General features: G+C 59.7%; 14 protein-coding genes. 7 read left to right on the top strand and 7 right to left on the bottom strand.

Features of this window, described 5'->3' with window-relative positions; genetic code table 11:
* Nucleotides 1-13 precede the first annotated feature (13 nt).
* The 3 genes from NQL71_RS10300 to gcl all read right to left on the bottom strand — a co-directional run bounded on the left by NQL71_RS10300 (nucleotide 14) and on the right by gcl (nucleotide 3675).
* Entirely contained in the window at nucleotides 14-904 is an 891-nt protein-coding gene (locus NQL71_RS10300; RefSeq protein ID WP_046819363.1) for a 2-hydroxy-3-oxopropionate reductase, read from the bottom strand.
* A gap of 147 nt (nucleotides 905-1051) precedes the next feature.
* Nucleotides 1052-1834 (bottom strand): hydroxypyruvate isomerase, encoded by a 783-nt coding sequence (hyi, locus tag NQL71_RS10295; protein ID WP_046819364.1) that lies wholly within the window; start codon nucleotides 1832-1834, stop codon nucleotides 1052-1054.
* 65 nt (nucleotides 1835-1899) lie between these two features.
* Entirely contained in the window at nucleotides 1900-3675 is a 1776-nt protein-coding gene (gcl, locus tag NQL71_RS10290; protein ID WP_046819365.1) for a glyoxylate carboligase, read from the bottom strand.
* 268 nt (nucleotides 3676-3943) lie between these two features.
* Between gcl and NQL71_RS10285 the strand changes: the two genes are divergently transcribed.
* Entirely contained in the window at nucleotides 3944-4384 is a 441-nt protein-coding gene (locus NQL71_RS10285; RefSeq protein WP_274642604.1) for a GlcG/HbpS family heme-binding protein, read from the top strand.
* Nucleotides 4385-4571: 187 nt separating this feature from the next.
* Nucleotides 4572-5030, top strand: a complete 459-nt coding sequence (locus tag NQL71_RS10280) for an REP-associated tyrosine transposase (protein WP_274642603.1) — start codon at nucleotides 4572-4574, stop codon at nucleotides 5028-5030.
* A 96-nt stretch (nucleotides 5031-5126) separates the two neighbouring features.
* Here NQL71_RS10280 and NQL71_RS10275 read toward each other — a convergent pair whose 3' ends face one another.
* The gene (locus NQL71_RS10275) at nucleotides 5127-5732 is read right to left on the bottom strand and encodes a TetR/AcrR family transcriptional regulator (RefSeq protein WP_020797014.1); all 606 of its coding nucleotides are present in this window, start codon (nucleotides 5730-5732) and stop codon (nucleotides 5127-5129) included.
* 134 nt (nucleotides 5733-5866) lie between these two features.
* Between NQL71_RS10275 and NQL71_RS10270 the strand changes: the two genes are divergently transcribed.
* On the top strand, nucleotides 5867-6781 hold the full coding sequence (locus NQL71_RS10270; RefSeq protein ID WP_077184042.1) for a DUF808 domain-containing protein: 915 nt from the start codon (nucleotides 5867-5869) through the stop codon (nucleotides 6779-6781).
* 127 nt (nucleotides 6782-6908) lie between these two features.
* On the opposite strand, the gene NQL71_RS10265 is transcribed toward NQL71_RS10270, so the two are convergent.
* Together NQL71_RS10265 and mlaY are read right to left on the bottom strand one after the other, a co-directional pair.
* The gene (locus NQL71_RS10265) at nucleotides 6909-7697 is read right to left on the bottom strand and encodes an MlaA family lipoprotein (protein ID WP_046819369.1); all 789 of its coding nucleotides are present in this window, start codon (nucleotides 7695-7697) and stop codon (nucleotides 6909-6911) included.
* Nucleotides 7690-8988 carry a lipid asymmetry maintenance lipase MlaY gene (gene mlaY, locus NQL71_RS10260; protein WP_046819370.1) on the bottom strand — a complete coding sequence of 433 codons (1299 nt, stop codon included), beginning with the start codon at nucleotides 8986-8988 and terminating at the stop codon, nucleotides 7690-7692. The genes NQL71_RS10265 and mlaY overlap by 8 nt, the downstream gene beginning before the upstream one ends.
* A 224-nt stretch (nucleotides 8989-9212) precedes the next feature.
* On the opposite strand from mlaY, the gene NQL71_RS10255 reads away from it, so the two are divergent.
* Nucleotides 9213-9581, top strand: a complete 369-nt coding sequence (locus tag NQL71_RS10255) for a hypothetical protein (RefSeq protein WP_046819371.1) — start codon at nucleotides 9213-9215, stop codon at nucleotides 9579-9581.
* Between the two features lie 105 nt (nucleotides 9582-9686).
* On the opposite strand, the gene NQL71_RS10250 is transcribed toward NQL71_RS10255, so the two are convergent.
* The gene (locus tag NQL71_RS10250) at nucleotides 9687-11282 is read right to left on the bottom strand and encodes a glycoside hydrolase family 17 protein (RefSeq protein ID WP_248686344.1); all 1596 of its coding nucleotides are present in this window, start codon (nucleotides 11280-11282) and stop codon (nucleotides 9687-9689) included.
* A 288-nt stretch (nucleotides 11283-11570) separates the two neighbouring features.
* On the opposite strand from NQL71_RS10250, the gene NQL71_RS10245 reads away from it, so the two are divergent.
* The 3 genes from NQL71_RS10245 (at nucleotide 11571) to NQL71_RS10235 (ending at nucleotide 14630) form a co-directional block, all read left to right on the top strand.
* Nucleotides 11571-12422 carry a glycine betaine ABC transporter substrate-binding protein gene (locus NQL71_RS10245; protein ID WP_046819373.1) on the top strand — a complete coding sequence of 284 codons (852 nt, stop codon included), beginning with the start codon at nucleotides 11571-11573 and terminating at the stop codon, nucleotides 12420-12422.
* A 241-nt stretch (nucleotides 12423-12663) separates the two neighbouring features.
* The gene (locus NQL71_RS10240) at nucleotides 12664-12975 is read left to right on the top strand and encodes a DUF485 domain-containing protein (protein WP_008061165.1); all 312 of its coding nucleotides are present in this window, start codon (nucleotides 12664-12666) and stop codon (nucleotides 12973-12975) included.
* Nucleotides 12972-14630, top strand: coding sequence for a cation acetate symporter (locus NQL71_RS10235; RefSeq protein WP_046819374.1), 1659 nt, complete (start codon nucleotides 12972-12974; stop codon nucleotides 14628-14630). The genes NQL71_RS10240 and NQL71_RS10235 overlap by 4 nt, the downstream gene beginning before the upstream one ends.
* The last annotated feature ends 22 nt before the right edge of the window (nucleotides 14631-14652 follow it).

Genomic DNA, 14652 nt, shown 5'->3' with positions numbered 1-14652 from the left:
AGGGGGAGTGGCGTTATTTATCGCGAATCGAGAAATTCGCCATGTGTTCCAGGCCCTTGATCAGCGCCGAGTGGTCCCAGTTGCTTCCACCGATGGCGGCGCAGGTGCTGAACACTTGCTGGGCGTTGGCGGTGTTCGGCAGGTTGATGTTCAGCTCCTTGGCGCCTTGCAGGGCCAGGTTCAGGTCCTTCTGGTGCAGGCTGATGCGGAAGCCCGGATCGAAGGTGCCCTTGATCATGCGCTCGCCATGCACTTCGAGGATCTTCGACGAAGCGAAGCCGCCCATCAGCGCTTCACGCACCTTGGCTGGATCGGCACCGTTCTTGGCCGCGAACAGCAGGGCTTCGGCCACCGCCTGGATGTTCAGCGCAACGATGATCTGGTTCGCCACCTTGGCGGTTTGACCGTCACCATTGCCGCCGACCAGGGTGATGTTCTTGCCCATGGCCTGGAACAGCGGCAGTGCGCGTTCGAAGGCATCGGCATCGCCGCCGACCATGATGCTCAGGGTCGCAGCCTTGGCGCCGACTTCACCGCCGGACACTGGCGCGTCGAGGTACTGGGCGCCCTTTTCATTGATTTTGGCGGCGAAGGCCTTGGTGGCGGTCGGCGAGATCGAGCTCATGTCGATCACTACCTTGCCTTTGCCCAGGCCTGCAGCCACGCCGTCGGCGCGGAACAGCACGTCATCGACCTGCGGGGTGTCCGGAACCATGACGATGATGAATTCGGCTTCCTGGGCGACTTCCTTCGGGTTCGCCAGGGCAACGGCACCGGCGGCGACCAGGTCGGCGGGGGCGGCGTCGTGGTGCGCCGACAGGAACAGGCTGTGACCGGCTTTTTGCAGGTTCGCCGCCATTGGGTGGCCCATGATGCCGGTGCCGATAAATCCGATTTTAGCCATGAGAAAATCCTCTTGTCTTTATTGCTGCTTCAAACAAATTGGGAACTGCTTTTGTAGGAGCCTGCTTGCCGGCGAAGGCTGCTGGATGACCAGCGCAAGGCTCAAGGGCGCCTTCGCTGGCAAGCCAGCTCCTACCAGGGAGCTGTGTCAGATTGCGTTATGGGTTTTCAACCAGCCCAGGCCTGCTTCCGTGGTGGTCAGCGGCTTGTATTCGCAACCGACCCAACCCTGGTAACCGATGCGGTCCAGGTGTTCGAACAGGAAGCGGTAGTTGATTTCACCGGTGCCTGGTTCGTTGCGCCCCGGGTTATCCGCGAGCTGCACATGGTTGATCTCGCCCAGGTGCGATTGCAGGGTGCGGGCCAGGTCGCCTTCCATGATTTGCATGTGGTAGATGTCGTATTGCAGGAACAGGTTGGTGCTGCCGACCTGCTCGCGAATCGACAGGGCTTGTGCCGTGTTGTTCAGGTAGAAACCCGGGATGTCGCGGGTGTTGATCGCTTCCATCACCAACTTGATGCCGGCCGCTTGCAACTTGTCGGCGGCGTACTTGAGGTTGGCGACGAAGGTTTTTTCCACGGTGGCATCGTCAACGCCTTGTGGGCGGATACCGGCCAGGCAGTTGATCTGGGTGTTGCCCAGTACTTGTGCGTAGGCAATCGCCAGGTCGACACCGGCGCGGAACTCTTCAACCCGGTCTGGCAAGCAGGCGATACCGCGCTCGCCCTTGGCCCAGTCGCCGGCTGGCAGGTTGAACAGCACTTGTGTCAGGCCGTTGGCGTCGAGCCGGGCCTTGATTTCGGCCGAGCTGAAGTCGTAGGGGAACAGATACTCGACACCACTGAAACCGGCCTTGGCGGCCGCTTCGAAACGGGCGAGAAAGTCTTGTTCGGTGAACAGCATGGACAGGTTGGCTGCGAAACGCGGCATGGTGGTCTCCCGTGTTAGGTTCTCGTTCCCACGCAGTGCGTGGGAACGATCAAGCGATCAGGCTGTTAATCGAGCAACGAAATCGCCGTCGGTGCGTCGTTGCCGACCAGCGCCAGGTCTTCGAATTCGTTGACGGCGTTGATCTCGGTGCCCATGGAAATGTTGGTCACGCGTTCCAGGATGATCTCGACGATGACCGGTACCTTGAACTCTTCGATCAGCTCCTGTGCCTTGCGCAGGGCAGGCTGGATCTGCGCCGGTTCGAACACACGCAGCGCCTTGCAGCCGAGGCCTTCGGCCACCGCGACGTGGTCGACACCGTAGCCGTTGAGTTCCGGCGCGTTCAGGTTGTCGAACGACAGCTGCACGCAGTAATCCATGTCGAAACCGCGCTGCGCCTGGCGGATCAGACCCAGATACGAATTGTTCACCACAACGTGGATGTACGGCAGCTTGAACTGCGCGCCCACTGCCAGTTCTTCGATCATGAACTGGAAGTCATAGTCCCCCGACAGGGCCACAACCTTGCGGTTCGGATCAGCCTTGACCACGCCCAGTGCCGCTGGAATGGTCCAGCCCAGAGGGCCTGCCTGACCGCAGTTGATCCAGTGACGCGGCTTGTAGACGTGCAGGAACTGCGCGCCGGCAATCTGCGACAGACCGATGGTGCTGACGTAGCAAGTGTCCTTGCCGAACACCTGGTTCATCTCTTCGTAAACGCGCTGCGGCTTGACCGGCACGTTGTCGAAGTGAGTCTTGCGCTGCAGGCTGGCCTTGCGCTGCTGGCAGTCTTGCAGCCAGGCGCTGCGGTTTTTCAGCTTGCCGGCGGCTTGCCATTCGCGAGCAACTTCGATGAACACGGTCAGTGCGGCGGCGGCGTCGGACACGATGCCCAGGTCCGGGGTGAACACGCGGCCGATCTGAGTGCCTTCGATGTCGACGTGAATGAACTTGCGGCCTTCGGTGTACACATCGACCGAACCGGTGTGACGGTTGGCCCAACGGTTACCGATGCCCAGCACCACGTCCGACTTCAGCATGGTGGCGTTGCCGTAACGGTGCGAGGTCTGCAAGCCAACCATGCCGACCATCAGCGGGTGATCGTCCGGGATGGTGCCCCAGCCCATCAGGGTCGGGATGACCGGGATACCCGTCAGCTCGGCGAACTCCACCAGCAGGTCGCTGGCGTCGGCGTTGATGATGCCACCACCGGCCACCAGCAACGGGCGTTCGGCCTGGTCCAGCAAGGCCAGAGCCTTCTCGACCTGGACGCGAGTAGCGGTCGGCTTGGCCAGCGGCAATGGCTGGTAAGCGTCGATGTCGAATTCGATTTCAGCCATCTGAACGTCGAACGGCAGGTCGATCAGCACCGGGCCTGGACGGCCGGAGCGCATCTCAAAGAAAGCTTTCTGGAACGCGTAAGGCACCTGGCCCGGTTCGAGAACGGTGGTCGCCCACTTGGTGACTGGCTTGACGATGCTGGTGATGTCGACAGCCTGGAAGTCTTCCTTGTGCATACGGGCGCGGGGTGCCTGGCCGGTAATGCAGAGGATTGGAATCGAGTCGGCCGAGGCGCTGTAGAGCCCGGTGACCATGTCGGTACCGGCAGGGCCGGAAGTGCCGATGCATACGCCGATGTTGCCGGCCTTGGTGCGGGTGTAGCCCTCGGCCATGTGCGAGGCGCCTTCAACGTGGCGAGCGAGTACGTGATCGATGCCGCCGACCTTTTGCAGGGCGGAGTACAGCGGGTTGATGGCGGCACCGGGGATGCCAAAAGCGGTATCAACCCCTTCACGGCGCATCACCAGAACGGCGGCTTCGATTGCTCTCATTTTGCTCATGGTTTTGTGCCTCTTTACGTTTTGTAATTGTATACAAGTGGCTTTGCGCAGAGTGTATTCACGGCGGACGGCGCAGGTCAATCCATTTTCTCAAGCGCTTGTTTCATTCGTCGGAAGCCCGGTCTACTGTGGCTTTTCGTCGCATGTGGCGCTTTTCGATAATTATTGTATACAAAAAAATAACTCATTGTGTTCTATTTGTTGCATCGGGCTGCGGCACATCGAAGCAGTCCACCGCCTTTCCGAAAAACAAAATGAGGACGGCACCATGAGCGCTTTAACCTTGAAAGTCGCAGTCAACCTGCTCAACGAAGCCATCAGCGCAGGGCGGGCCATCTCCGCAGCGCCACTGACCATTGCGGTACTGGATGCCGGCGGGCACCTGATCACCCTGCAGCGCGAAGACGGCGCCAGCCTGCTGCGCCCGCACGTCGCCATTGGCAAAGCCTGGGGCGCCATTGCGCTGGGCAAGGGCTCACGCCTGCTGGCACTGGACGCCCAGCAGCGCCCGGCGTTCATCGCAGCATTGAATAGCCTGGGGCAGGGCAGCGTCGTGCCGGCACCGGGCGGTGTGCTGGTGCGGGATCAGGACGGGAACGTGCTGGGGGCGGTGGGGATCAGCGGGGATTTGTCCGACGTTGATGAGCAGTGTGCGATCAATGCGATCGAGGCGCTGGGGTTGAGGGCGGATGCTGGGGTGGTTGCTTGATCCTTGATTGACTGATCTATCGCTTTCGCGAGCAAGCCCGCACAAATTGTGCAGTCACCACATCCACTGTGGGAGCGAGCCTGCTCGCGAAGGCGTTCTTCCAGACACATCAAGCTAAAAGTCTGCATGACTGCCTGGCAGTTCCATGGCTAACCTTTCATGACTCCTGCATGAAAGAGGCAAAGGAATGCCTGATCCAGCAGCTTCCCATCGATTGAGATCGGGCCGGTATGCCGAACCCAACCGAATTTATTTGCTCACCACCAATACACTTGATAGGGAACCCATTTTTGCGGACTACTGTTCGGGCAGGCTGGTTGTGCATCAATTTCGCCAAGCACACATCTCAGGGCTGGTGAACTCTCTGGCATGGGTAGTCATGCCTGATCACTTTCACTGGCTGATTGACTTGCAGCGGGGGTCTTTGAGTGGGCTGATGCAACGAACCAAGTCGTTAAGTACCAAGGCGCTCAACCGGTCCACTGGGCGACAGGTCAGTGTCTGGCAGCAAGGCTTTCATGATCGAGCACTGCGCCGTGATGAGGATCTGGTAAAGATGGCTCGATATATTGTGGCCAACCCGCTGAGGGCAGGACTGGTCGAGCGGCTAGGCGACTATCCGTTGTGGGATGCAATTTGGGTTTGAGCTGGAACCGAGTTGCCTTCTTCGCGAGCAGGCTCGCTCCCACAATGGATTTTCAGTGTTCTTGTGGGAGCCAGTCTGTTCGCAAATGGCGGTCTATCAATCCGGCTCACACCCCTTGAGCACCAACCGAATAATCGTCTGCGCCGCCGCTTCGTAATCTTCTTCATCCAGCTTGGCCTTGCCGGTGATGGCGGTGATTTGCCAGTCGAAGTCGGCGTAGGTCTGGGTTGCGGCCCAGATGCTGAACATCAGGTGGTTGGGGTCGATGGGCGCTATCTGGCCACGGTCGATCCAGGTCTGGATGCAATCGATGTTGTGCTTGGCCTGGCCGTTGAGCTGTTCGACCAGGTCGGCGCTCAGGTGCGGGGCGCCGTGCATGATTTCGCTGGCGAACACCTTGGAGGCGAAGGGCAGGTCGCGTGAAATGCGGATTTTCGAGCGGATGTAGCCGCTCAGAACTTCACTGGGCACACCGTCGGGGTTGAACGGTGTCGAGGCCTGCAGAATCGGCTCGATGATGCTTTCGAGGACCTCGCGATAGAGGTTTTCCTTGGATTTGAAGTAGTAGTAGACGTTAGGCTTGGGCAGTCCCGCCTTGGCTGCTATATCGCTGGTTTTGGTCGCAGCGAAGCCCTTGTCGGCAAATTCTTCACTGGCGGCACGCAGGATCAGTTGTTTGTTGCGCTCGCGGATGGTGCTCATAAACCAGGGGGTTCCTTGCCTGTACTGGCGGTGGCGCATGGTAGCACCGGCCTTCGGCGACGCTCAAGAATGCGCCGTGCGGTGCTCGGCCGCGCTATGCTGCACGGCATTCACTCAAGAAGGAAAGCCGATTCATGGCAGGAAGCAGTTTGCTCGTGCTGATCGACGACATCGCCGCGGTGCTGGACGATGTGGCGTTGATGACCAAAATGGCCGCCAAGAAGACCGCCGGGGTGCTGGGCGATGACCTGGCGCTCAATGCCCAACAGGTCAGCGGTGTGCGTGCCGAGCGGGAAATCCCGGTGGTCTGGGCGGTCGCCAAGGGCTCGTTCGTCAACAAGCTGATCCTGGTGCCGTCGGCATTGGCCATCAGCGCATTCATCCCGTGGCTGGTCACGCCGTTGTTGATGGTCGGTGGCGCCTACCTGTGTTTCGAAGGGTTTGAAAAGCTCGCCCATAAGTTCCTGCACAGCAAGGCTGAAGACCAGGCCGAACATGCCGAACTGGTCGAGGCGGTGGCGGATCCGGCGGTCGACCTGGTGGCGTTCGAAAAGGACAAGATCAAGGGGGCGATCCGCACCGACTTCATTCTGTCGGCGGAAATCATCGCCATCACCCTTGGCGTGGTGGCCGATTCGGCGCTGACCCAACAGGTCGTCGTGCTCTCGGGTATCGCCATCGTCATGACGATTGGCGTGTACGGGCTGGTGGCGGGCATCGTCAAGCTCGATGACCTGGGCCTGTGGCTGACCCAGAAGCCGGGGCAGATGGCCAGAAGCATCGGCGGCGGCATTCTGCGCGCGGCGCCATACATGATGAAAAGCCTGTCGGTGATCGGTACCGCGGCGATGTTCCTGGTCGGTGGCGGGATTCTGACCCACGGCGTGCCGGTGGTGCATCACTGGATCGAAAGTGTCAGTGCAGGGGCGGGTGGTGCCGGATTTATCGTGCCGACTTTGCTCAATGCGGTGGCGGGGATTGTGGCGGGGGCGCTGGTGTTGGTTGGAGTTTCTATTGTTGGAAAAGTCTGGAAGACGCTGAAAGGCTAAGATCAACCCCTAACAAATGTGGGAGCGAGCCTGCTCGCGATAGCGGTGTAACAGTCAACCTATGTATTGAATGTTATGACCACATCGCGAGCAGGCTCGCTCCCACAGTTTTTTGTGTCGGTCGAAATTACTCGGCAATCTGCAATTTGCGCGACTCGGTGTACACGTAACGCACCTTCTCGTACTCGAACGGCGAGTTCAGCTGGCCGTAGCGGAAGCTGGTCTGATAGCGCCTGTCGATGCCGCGCAGGATCCAGACTTCCGGATGGTTGGAGCTGACTTCGGCTACGTTGAGGAAGTTGATCGCGCTTTCGGCGCTGAAATCCACCACCAGGCCACCGGTGTCACGCAGGTTCGACGGGCCGAGGATCGGCAGTACGAAGTAGGCGCCGCCCGGTACACCATAGAAGCCCAGGGTCTGGCCAAAGTCTTCGTTCTGGCGCGGCAGGCCCATGGCGGTGGCCGGGTCCCACAGGCCGGCGATACCGATGGTGGTGTTGAGCAGCAGCCGGCCGGTGATTTCCATCGAACGCTGGCCCTTGAACTGCAACAGGCTGTTGAGCAGGTTCGGCACGTCGCCAACGTTGTTGAAGAAGTTGCTGACGCCGGTGCGCAGGAAGCTCGGGGTGATGTAGCGATAGCCATCGACCACCGGCAGGAACACCCATTGGTCGAACCGGTAGTTGAAGTGGTAAACGCGGCGGTTCCACTGTTCCAGCGGGTCATAGACGTTCAATGCGCTGAGCGTCGAACGCTCGAACTCGCGCTGGTCCAGGCCCGGGTTGAACTTGAGTTTGCTCAGGGGCTCCTTGAAGCCGTCACTGTCGACGACCACCGGGGCGTTGGCCTTGCTGTTGTCGGCATTGGCAGCGGTTGCACAGAGTAACGCAGCGATAAGCAGGAGGTATTTAGCCACGGAAGAACTCCAGCATGGCGTCGCTGTTGACGCGGTAGTTAAGGTTGCCGCAATGGCCGCCCAGCGGGTAAACGGTCAGGCGATCGCCAAAGGTCTTGCGCAGGAAACCCAGGTCACCAGGGCCGAGAATCACATCGTCGGCGTTGTGCATCACGGCGATTTTCGGGCTGTCGTGCAGGTAGTCCTTCAGTGCATACAGGCTCACCTGGTCGATCAGTTGCAGCAGGCTGCCGCCGTCGGTGCGCGCACGCCACATCGGGATCACCTGTTCGGTGATGTAGCAGTCGAAGTCACACTGCAGCGCACGCTTGAGGTAAGGCGTGAGGCTGGTGCCTTCGGTGATGGGCGTTTTCGGTGGCGTGATCAGGCCGCGACGGTTGATCAGGTCCGAGGTGAAGGCGATGTCGGCCGCGGAAAAACGGAACGAGGTGCCGATCAGCATGGCCATCTGTTCATTGCTCAGGTGCTGCTTGGACTGCTGGAAGTCGTAAAGCAGGGCGTCGTTGAGATCGATGTAGCCCTTCTGCTGGAAGTAACGGGTCAGTTTGTTCAGCACCAGTTCATAGAAGGTGGTGGTGTTGTTGATGCCCTTGACCTCGGTCTGGACCAGTCGGTCCAGGTTGGTGATCGAGGTGTAGAGGTTGACCGGAGGATTGAGCAACAGCACTTTCTTGAAGTTGAAGCTGCGGCGGGTTTCGTCCAGGTGCGCGACGAATGCCGCATCCAGTGCACCCAGGCTGTAGCCCGTCAGGTAGTAATCGGTGACCGGCAGCTTCGGGTTTTGCGCCCGTATGGCCTGCATCACTCGGTACATGTCTTCTGCGTCGTCCTTGGTGACGCCCGGGGTGGCAAAACGCGAGGCGGCGCTCATGAAGTCGAAGCTGGTGGGCGACGACAGTTGCACCACGTGGTAGCCGGCCTTGTAGTAGAGCTTTTTCAGGTATTCGTTGAGGGTGCTGTCGTAACGCGCGCCCGTGCCGGCGATCAGGAAGATCAACGGCGCGGGTTTATCCTGGGTGGCGATGCGATAGGTGAGTTTCTTCACCGCCCAGAAGTTGTCCGGCAGTTCGAATGCACGTTCGGGCCGTAAGGTGACGCTGCGATCCGACTGATCGATGTCGTCATCGAGCGGCAGCTCGGGACGCAGGTCCGGCGGCGTCGTGGCGATGGTCGCCTCGAACGGGTTGGTCAAGGGGTAGCCATAACTGGCGGCGTCGATATCGACCGCCAGTGCGGACGCACTCAAAATAAGGCCGCCAAACAGGGCGGCGAAGCGCAAGGAACGGAGCATGACTAGATCCCTTAGAAAAAGGTGCCGAATGAAGTTCGCAGGGTATGACCACTGGTTTTGCGCCAAAGTGCCACGCATCGGCACCAAACTGGCCTGAATTCCGAGTAATAGTAGCTCGACGATACACTTTGCAGTGATTGAATGACCAGTTATCAGTTGTTATCGCTTGCGTAAGGCTGTCGGGCGATTAAGCTGGCCGCCGTTTTCGCCTATTGGAGTGCTCCATGTCCCGCCGCTTGCCCGTGATTGTGCTGCTTGTTTTGTTGCCGCTGTGGCTGGCTGCCAGCTATGGCGCGCGTTATGGCTTCATGGAAGATGCGCAATGGGTCGGCATCTGCGTGGACGAGACCAGCCGCTGGGAGTGCCAGGTGCGTTCGAACCTGGGCCTGATGATTCACTTCCAGGTATTGGGTTGGGCAGCACTGGCGGCCGCCGTGGTCGGCTTTGTGCTGCCAGGGCGGGCAGGGTGGTGGTTGGCGGTCCTGGCGCTGGTATTCGGCTTTCCGGCGCTGGCGTTGTACAACACGACGATGGCGGTGTTTGCGGTGGTGATTGCGGGGTTGCGGTTGGTCAGGGCGTCCCGTAGCGCCTGATCGATAGCCTTCGCGAGCAGGCTCGCTCCCGCAGTAGATTTGTGAATGACGCAGATCAAATGTGGGAGCGAGCCTGCTCGCGAAGAGGCTGGATGCAGCGCCGAATCAGCCCTTGCGAACCCGCAAGCTGCGCCACAACGCCGCCACCATCAACAGGCTCACCAGCGCCCAGCCCCAGGCCTGCTGGTTCTGCAAACCTTCACGAAACAGCTGCGGCGCGATGCCGGCGCCGATGATGAAGGTCAGCAGGGCAATCTCCCGGCGCGGCACCCTCACCGGGCGGCACAGGTAAACCAGCGCAGGCAGGATGAAGGCGACGCTCGGGAAGCTGCGATAACGCGGGTCGAACACCAGCTCCAGCATCATCACCGCAGCGGCAAAGCCTGCCACTGCCAGTATCCAGCCGGCCCGACGTTCCAGGGCATTGAACGCCCAGCCACGCCAGCCGGTGCGTGGGCTCAACGTCAGCGCGGCATGGGCCAGCACCAACACATTCAAGGCGGTCAGCAGGGCGACCCACAGCCACTCACTGGCAAAACGCGTGGTGACCCGTGCCAGGTCGCCCCAGGCACCCAGTGAACAAGCGGCCAGGGCTCCCAGCAGCGGCAGCACCAGCGCGGCGCGCGTGCTGCGCACACGACCGCCAAGAATCAGCGTGGCAAGGAAGATAAACCCGCCGACCACCAGCCACTGCGACCAGTACGGCACGTTCGACACCGGCCCTGCCAGCACACCCTTGTCCTGCCGGTCCGCATCGAACAGTCCCCAGTAACCACCGACAGCCCCTTCGCTGGCGCGCTTCCATGGCTGGTCGAAGGCTTCGATGAGGTTGTAGTGCCAGCCTTGCTGCTCGGCCATGGCGACAAAACCTCGAATGAATTTGGCCTCGTTGACCCGGCTTGGCAGCGCGGTTTCACGCTGGCGGCCTTCGCTCGGCCAGCCGGTTTCGCCGATCATCACGTCCTTGGGCGCGAATTTGTTGCCGAATACCTGGCGGACCTCGGCTACATGCTGCAGAGCAGCGTCGATGTTCGAAGGATCATCTTCCCAGTACGGCAGCAAGTGGATGGTCAGGAAATCCACGGCTGGCGCGACTTCCGGGTGCTTGAGCCAGAACTCCCAGACATCGGCATAGGTGACGGGTTGCTTGACCTGGCGCTTGACCTTGTTGATCAGTCTCACCAGCTGGGTGCCGGTGACTTCCTTGCGCAGCAGGGTTTCGTTGCCTACGATCACCGCGCTGACCACATCCGCGTTGGCATTGGCCGAGGCGATAAGCAGGTCCACTTCTTTTTCAGTGTCCACCGGATTGCTGTTGATCCAGGCGCCGATCATCAGCTTCAACCCATGCTTGCGCGCTAGATCGGGCAGGGCTTCGAGGCCGGTCATCGAATAGGTGCGGATGCATTGGAAACTTTTGGCCAGCAGCGCAAGGTCGGCGTCCATGCGCTCGGGGCGCAGTTTGAACGGCACATCGAACGGTGACTGGTCTTTGTCGAACGGGGTGTAGGAAGCGCATTGCAGCTTGTGCGTCGCGCTGGCGGCATCCGGCAGGATCACCGGTTTGCCCAGCCCGTACCAGAAGCCGCCGAGGGCAAACAGCCCCAGCAGGCAAGCGAACAGATAGGCAAAAAAAGGAAAGCGGGATGTCGCGGGCATGGTCAGGCCGTCTGGGAGCAAAGCGGCGCATGTTACCTGCATTTGTCGCGTGCTTGGTGGCCTGCATGATTTTGACATGCAAAGTTCGGGCGGACCGACCGCTTCGTTAGCGCGGCTCATGACTCATGGCGTTCTGATGTCGTTTCTCGATGGCTCGAGGTCGCTGGCAGAGAAGGTCACCCTCTGTGTCAGGTTGATTATCGCAGTGTCAGTACTCCGCTGATGTACGAACGAGTTTGCGGGTGGGGCGTGATGGGGGCGCTGTGCACTATAACTATACGTTGACGCGACTCGGCATCCGTCGAGCGCAGCACTTTCGGGGAAGTAACGATGAAGATGCGACGACTTTTAGGCGCAGGTGCCGCTCTGGTGCTTGCGATTGGCTCAACATTCGCCAATGCCGAGAACAAGACCCTGAGCATCGGTTACGTTGACGGCTGGTCCGACAGCGTCGCGACCACGCACGTGGCCGCTGAAGTGATCAAGCAGAAGCTCAATTATGACGTGAAGCTGCAAGCCGTCGCCACCGGGATCATGTGGCAGGGCGTGGCCACCGGCAAACTCGACGCCATGCTGTCGGCCTGGCTGCCAGTGACCCACGGCGACTACTGGACCAAGAACAAGGACCAGGTCGTCGACTACGGGCCGAACTTCAAGGACGCCAAGATCGGCTTGATCGTTCCGGACTACGTCAAGGCCAAGTCACTTGAAGACCTGAAGACCGATGACAGCTTCAAGAAACGCATCGTCGGCATCGACGCCGGTTCAGGCGTGATGCTCAAGACCGAACAGGCAATCAAGGACTACGACCTGACCGGCTATCAACTCAAGGCCAGTTCCGGCGCCGGCATGATTGCCGAGCTGACCCGTGCCGAGAAGAAGAACGAATCCATTGCCGTCACCGGTTGGGTGCCGCACTGGATGTTCGCCAAGTGGAAACTGCGTTTCCTGGAAGACCCGAAAGGCGTGTATGGCGCGGCTGAAACCGTGAACAGCATCGGCAGCAAAGAGCTGGCGACCAAGGCGCCGGAAGTGGCCAAGTTCCTGAAGAACTTCCAGTGGGCGTCGAAAGACGAAATCGGCGAAGTCATGCTGGCGATCCAGGAAGGCGCCAAGCCTGAAGCCGCGGCGAAGGACTGGGTAGCCAAACACCCGGAGCGCGTGGCTGACTGGATCAAGTAATTACATAGAGCACGCTTGACCCTGTGGGAGCGAGCCTGCTCGCGAAGCGGTCTGTCAGTTGACCAACATCTCGACTGACCTGACGCCTTCGCGAGCAGGCTCGCTCCCATATTTATTTATTCTTGCTGGACTTTGGCAAATACGTCACGTGGTTCTAAGACTAAGGTCGTCTGGAACCTGCCCCGCAGCCGCATAGAGTGGATACCGTTCCAACTAAATCTGTGCTGCGAGGATAAAAACAATGAACGACAGCATTTACCTCTCGATTCAAAACAGCCCGCGCTTCAAGGAGCTGGTTAGCAAGAGGGAACGATTCGCCTGGATTCTTTCGGCGATCATGCTAGGGCTTTACTCCGGATTCATCCTTTTGATTGCTTACGGTCCGCATGTACTGGGGGCGAAAATCAGCCCTGAGTCATCGATTACCTGGGGCATACCGATTGGTGTCGGGCTGATTGTTTCGGCTTTCATACTGACCGGTATCTACGTGCGACGCGCCAATGGCGAATTCGACGACCTGAACAATGCGATTCTCAAGGAGGCTCAGCAATGATCCGGCGTCTAATGGCTCTTTTGAGCATCGCAGCCTTCGCACCGGGCGCCTGGGCGGCTGACGCCCTGACCGGCGCTGTGCAAAAACAACCGCTTAACGTGTCGGCGATCCTGATGTTCGTCGCATTCGTTGGTGCGACCCTGTGCATCACCTACTGGGCTTCCAAGAAAAACAAGTCGGCCTCCGACTATTATGCGGCAGGTGGCAAGATCACCGGCTTCCAGAACGGTCTGGCGATTGCCGGTGACTATATGTCCGCGGCATCCTTCCTGGGTATTTCCGCGCTGGTGTTCACCTCCGGCTACGATGGCCTGATCTACTCGATCGGCTTCCTGGTGGGCTGGCCGATCATTCTGTTCCTGATCGCCGAGCGCCTGCGTAACCTGGGCAAGTACACCTTCGCCGATGTGGCGTCCTACCGCCTTGGGCAAACCCAGATTCGCTCGCTGTCCGCTTGCGGTTCGTTGGTGGTGGTGGCGTTCTACCTGATCGCGCAAATGGTCGGGGCCGGCAAGCTGATCCAGTTGCTGTTCGGTCTGGATTACCACGTAGCAGTGATCCTGGTTGGTGTCCTGATGTGCATGTACGTGCTGTTCGGCGGCATGCTGGCGACCACTTGGGTGCAGATCATCAAGGCAGTGCTGTTGCTGTCCGGTGCCTCGTTCATGGCGCTGATGGTAATGAAGCACGTCAACTTTGACTTCAACACGCTGTTCTCCGAGGCGATCAAGGTTCACGCCAAAGGCGAAGCGATCATGAGCCCAGGCGGCCTGGTGAAAGATCCGATCTCGGCGTTCTCCCTTGGCCTGGCACTGATGTTTGGTACCGCGGGCCTACCGCACATCCTGATGCGCTTCTTCACGGTGAGTGACGCGAAAGAAGCGCGCAAGAGCGTTTTGTACGCAACCGGCTTCATTGGCTACTTCTATATCCTGACCTTCATCATCGGCTTCGGCGCGATCCTGCTGGTCAGCACCAACCCGGCGTTCAAGGATGCGGCTGGCGCGCTGTTGGGCGGTAACAACATGGCGGCGGTGCACCTGGCCAATGCGGTGGGCGGCAGTATCTTCCTGGGCTTCATCTCGGCGGTAGCGTTCGCGACCATTCTGGCAGTGGTTGCCGGCCTGACCCTGGCTGGTGCCTCGGCGGTGTCCCACGACCTGTATGCCAGCGTGATCAAGAAGGGCAAGGCCAACGAGAAGGACGAGATCCGCGTTTCGAAAATCACCACCATCGCTCTGGCGGTGCTGGCGATCGGTCTGGGCATCCTGTTCGAAAGCCAGAACATCGCGTTCATGGTGGGCCTGGCGTTCTCCATCGCGGCGAGCTGCAACTTCCCGGTCCTGCTGCTTTCCATGTACTGGAAAAAGCTGACCACTCGCGGTGCGATGATTGGCGGCTGGTTGGGCCTGGTGAGCGCTGTGGGCTTGATGATCCTTGGGCCAACCATCTGGGTGCAGATCCTGCATCACGAGAAGGCGATCTTCCCGTACGAGTACCCGGCGCTGTTCTCCATGATCATTGCCTTTGTCGGGATCTGGTTCTTCTCGATTACCGACAAGTCGACCGCGGCTGATAACGAGCGCGCACTGTTCTTCCCGCAGTTTGTTCGTTCGCAGACTGGGTTGGGTGCGAGTGGGGCGGTTTCGCACTAAGGCTTCGGATTTACTTGTGTAA

This window comes from Pseudomonas serbica, assembly GCF_028823535.1.
In the GTDB taxonomy this organism is placed as follows: Bacteria; Pseudomonadota; Gammaproteobacteria; order Pseudomonadales; family Pseudomonadaceae; genus Aquipseudomonas; species Aquipseudomonas serbica.
The sequence above is the reverse complement of the archived record's forward strand: the minus strand, read 5'-3'. Positions and strand labels throughout refer to the sequence as shown.

Coding starts and splice junctions, on each gene's coding strand:
- NQL71_RS10300 (WP_046819363.1), bottom strand. CDS start 904: ATGGCTAAAATCGGATTTATCGGCACCGGCATCATGGGCCACCCAATG.
- hyi (WP_046819364.1), bottom strand. CDS start 1,834: ATGCCGCGTTTCGCAGCCAACCTGTCCATGCTGTTCACCGAACAAGAC.
- gcl (WP_046819365.1), bottom strand. CDS start 3,675: ATGAGCAAAATGAGAGCAATCGAAGCCGCCGTTCTGGTGATGCGCCGT.
- NQL71_RS10285 (WP_274642604.1), top strand. CDS start 3,944: ATGAGCGCTTTAACCTTGAAAGTCGCAGTCAACCTGCTCAACGAAGCC.
- NQL71_RS10280 (WP_274642603.1), top strand. CDS start 4,572: ATGCCTGATCCAGCAGCTTCCCATCGATTGAGATCGGGCCGGTATGCC.
- NQL71_RS10275 (WP_020797014.1), bottom strand. CDS start 5,732: ATGAGCACCATCCGCGAGCGCAACAAACAACTGATCCTGCGTGCCGCC.
- NQL71_RS10270 (WP_077184042.1), top strand. CDS start 5,867: ATGGCAGGAAGCAGTTTGCTCGTGCTGATCGACGACATCGCCGCGGTG.
- mlaY (WP_046819370.1), bottom strand. CDS start 8,988: ATGCTCCGTTCCTTGCGCTTCGCCGCCCTGTTTGGCGGCCTTATTTTG.
- NQL71_RS10255 (WP_046819371.1), top strand. CDS start 9,213: ATGTCCCGCCGCTTGCCCGTGATTGTGCTGCTTGTTTTGTTGCCGCTG.
- NQL71_RS10250 (WP_248686344.1), bottom strand. CDS start 11,282: ATGCAGGTAACATGCGCCGCTTTGCTCCCAGACGGCCTGACCATGCCC.
- NQL71_RS10245 (WP_046819373.1), top strand. CDS start 11,571: ATGAAGATGCGACGACTTTTAGGCGCAGGTGCCGCTCTGGTGCTTGCG.
- NQL71_RS10240 (WP_008061165.1), top strand. CDS start 12,664: ATGAACGACAGCATTTACCTCTCGATTCAAAACAGCCCGCGCTTCAAG.
- NQL71_RS10235 (WP_046819374.1), top strand. CDS start 12,972: ATGATCCGGCGTCTAATGGCTCTTTTGAGCATCGCAGCCTTCGCACCG.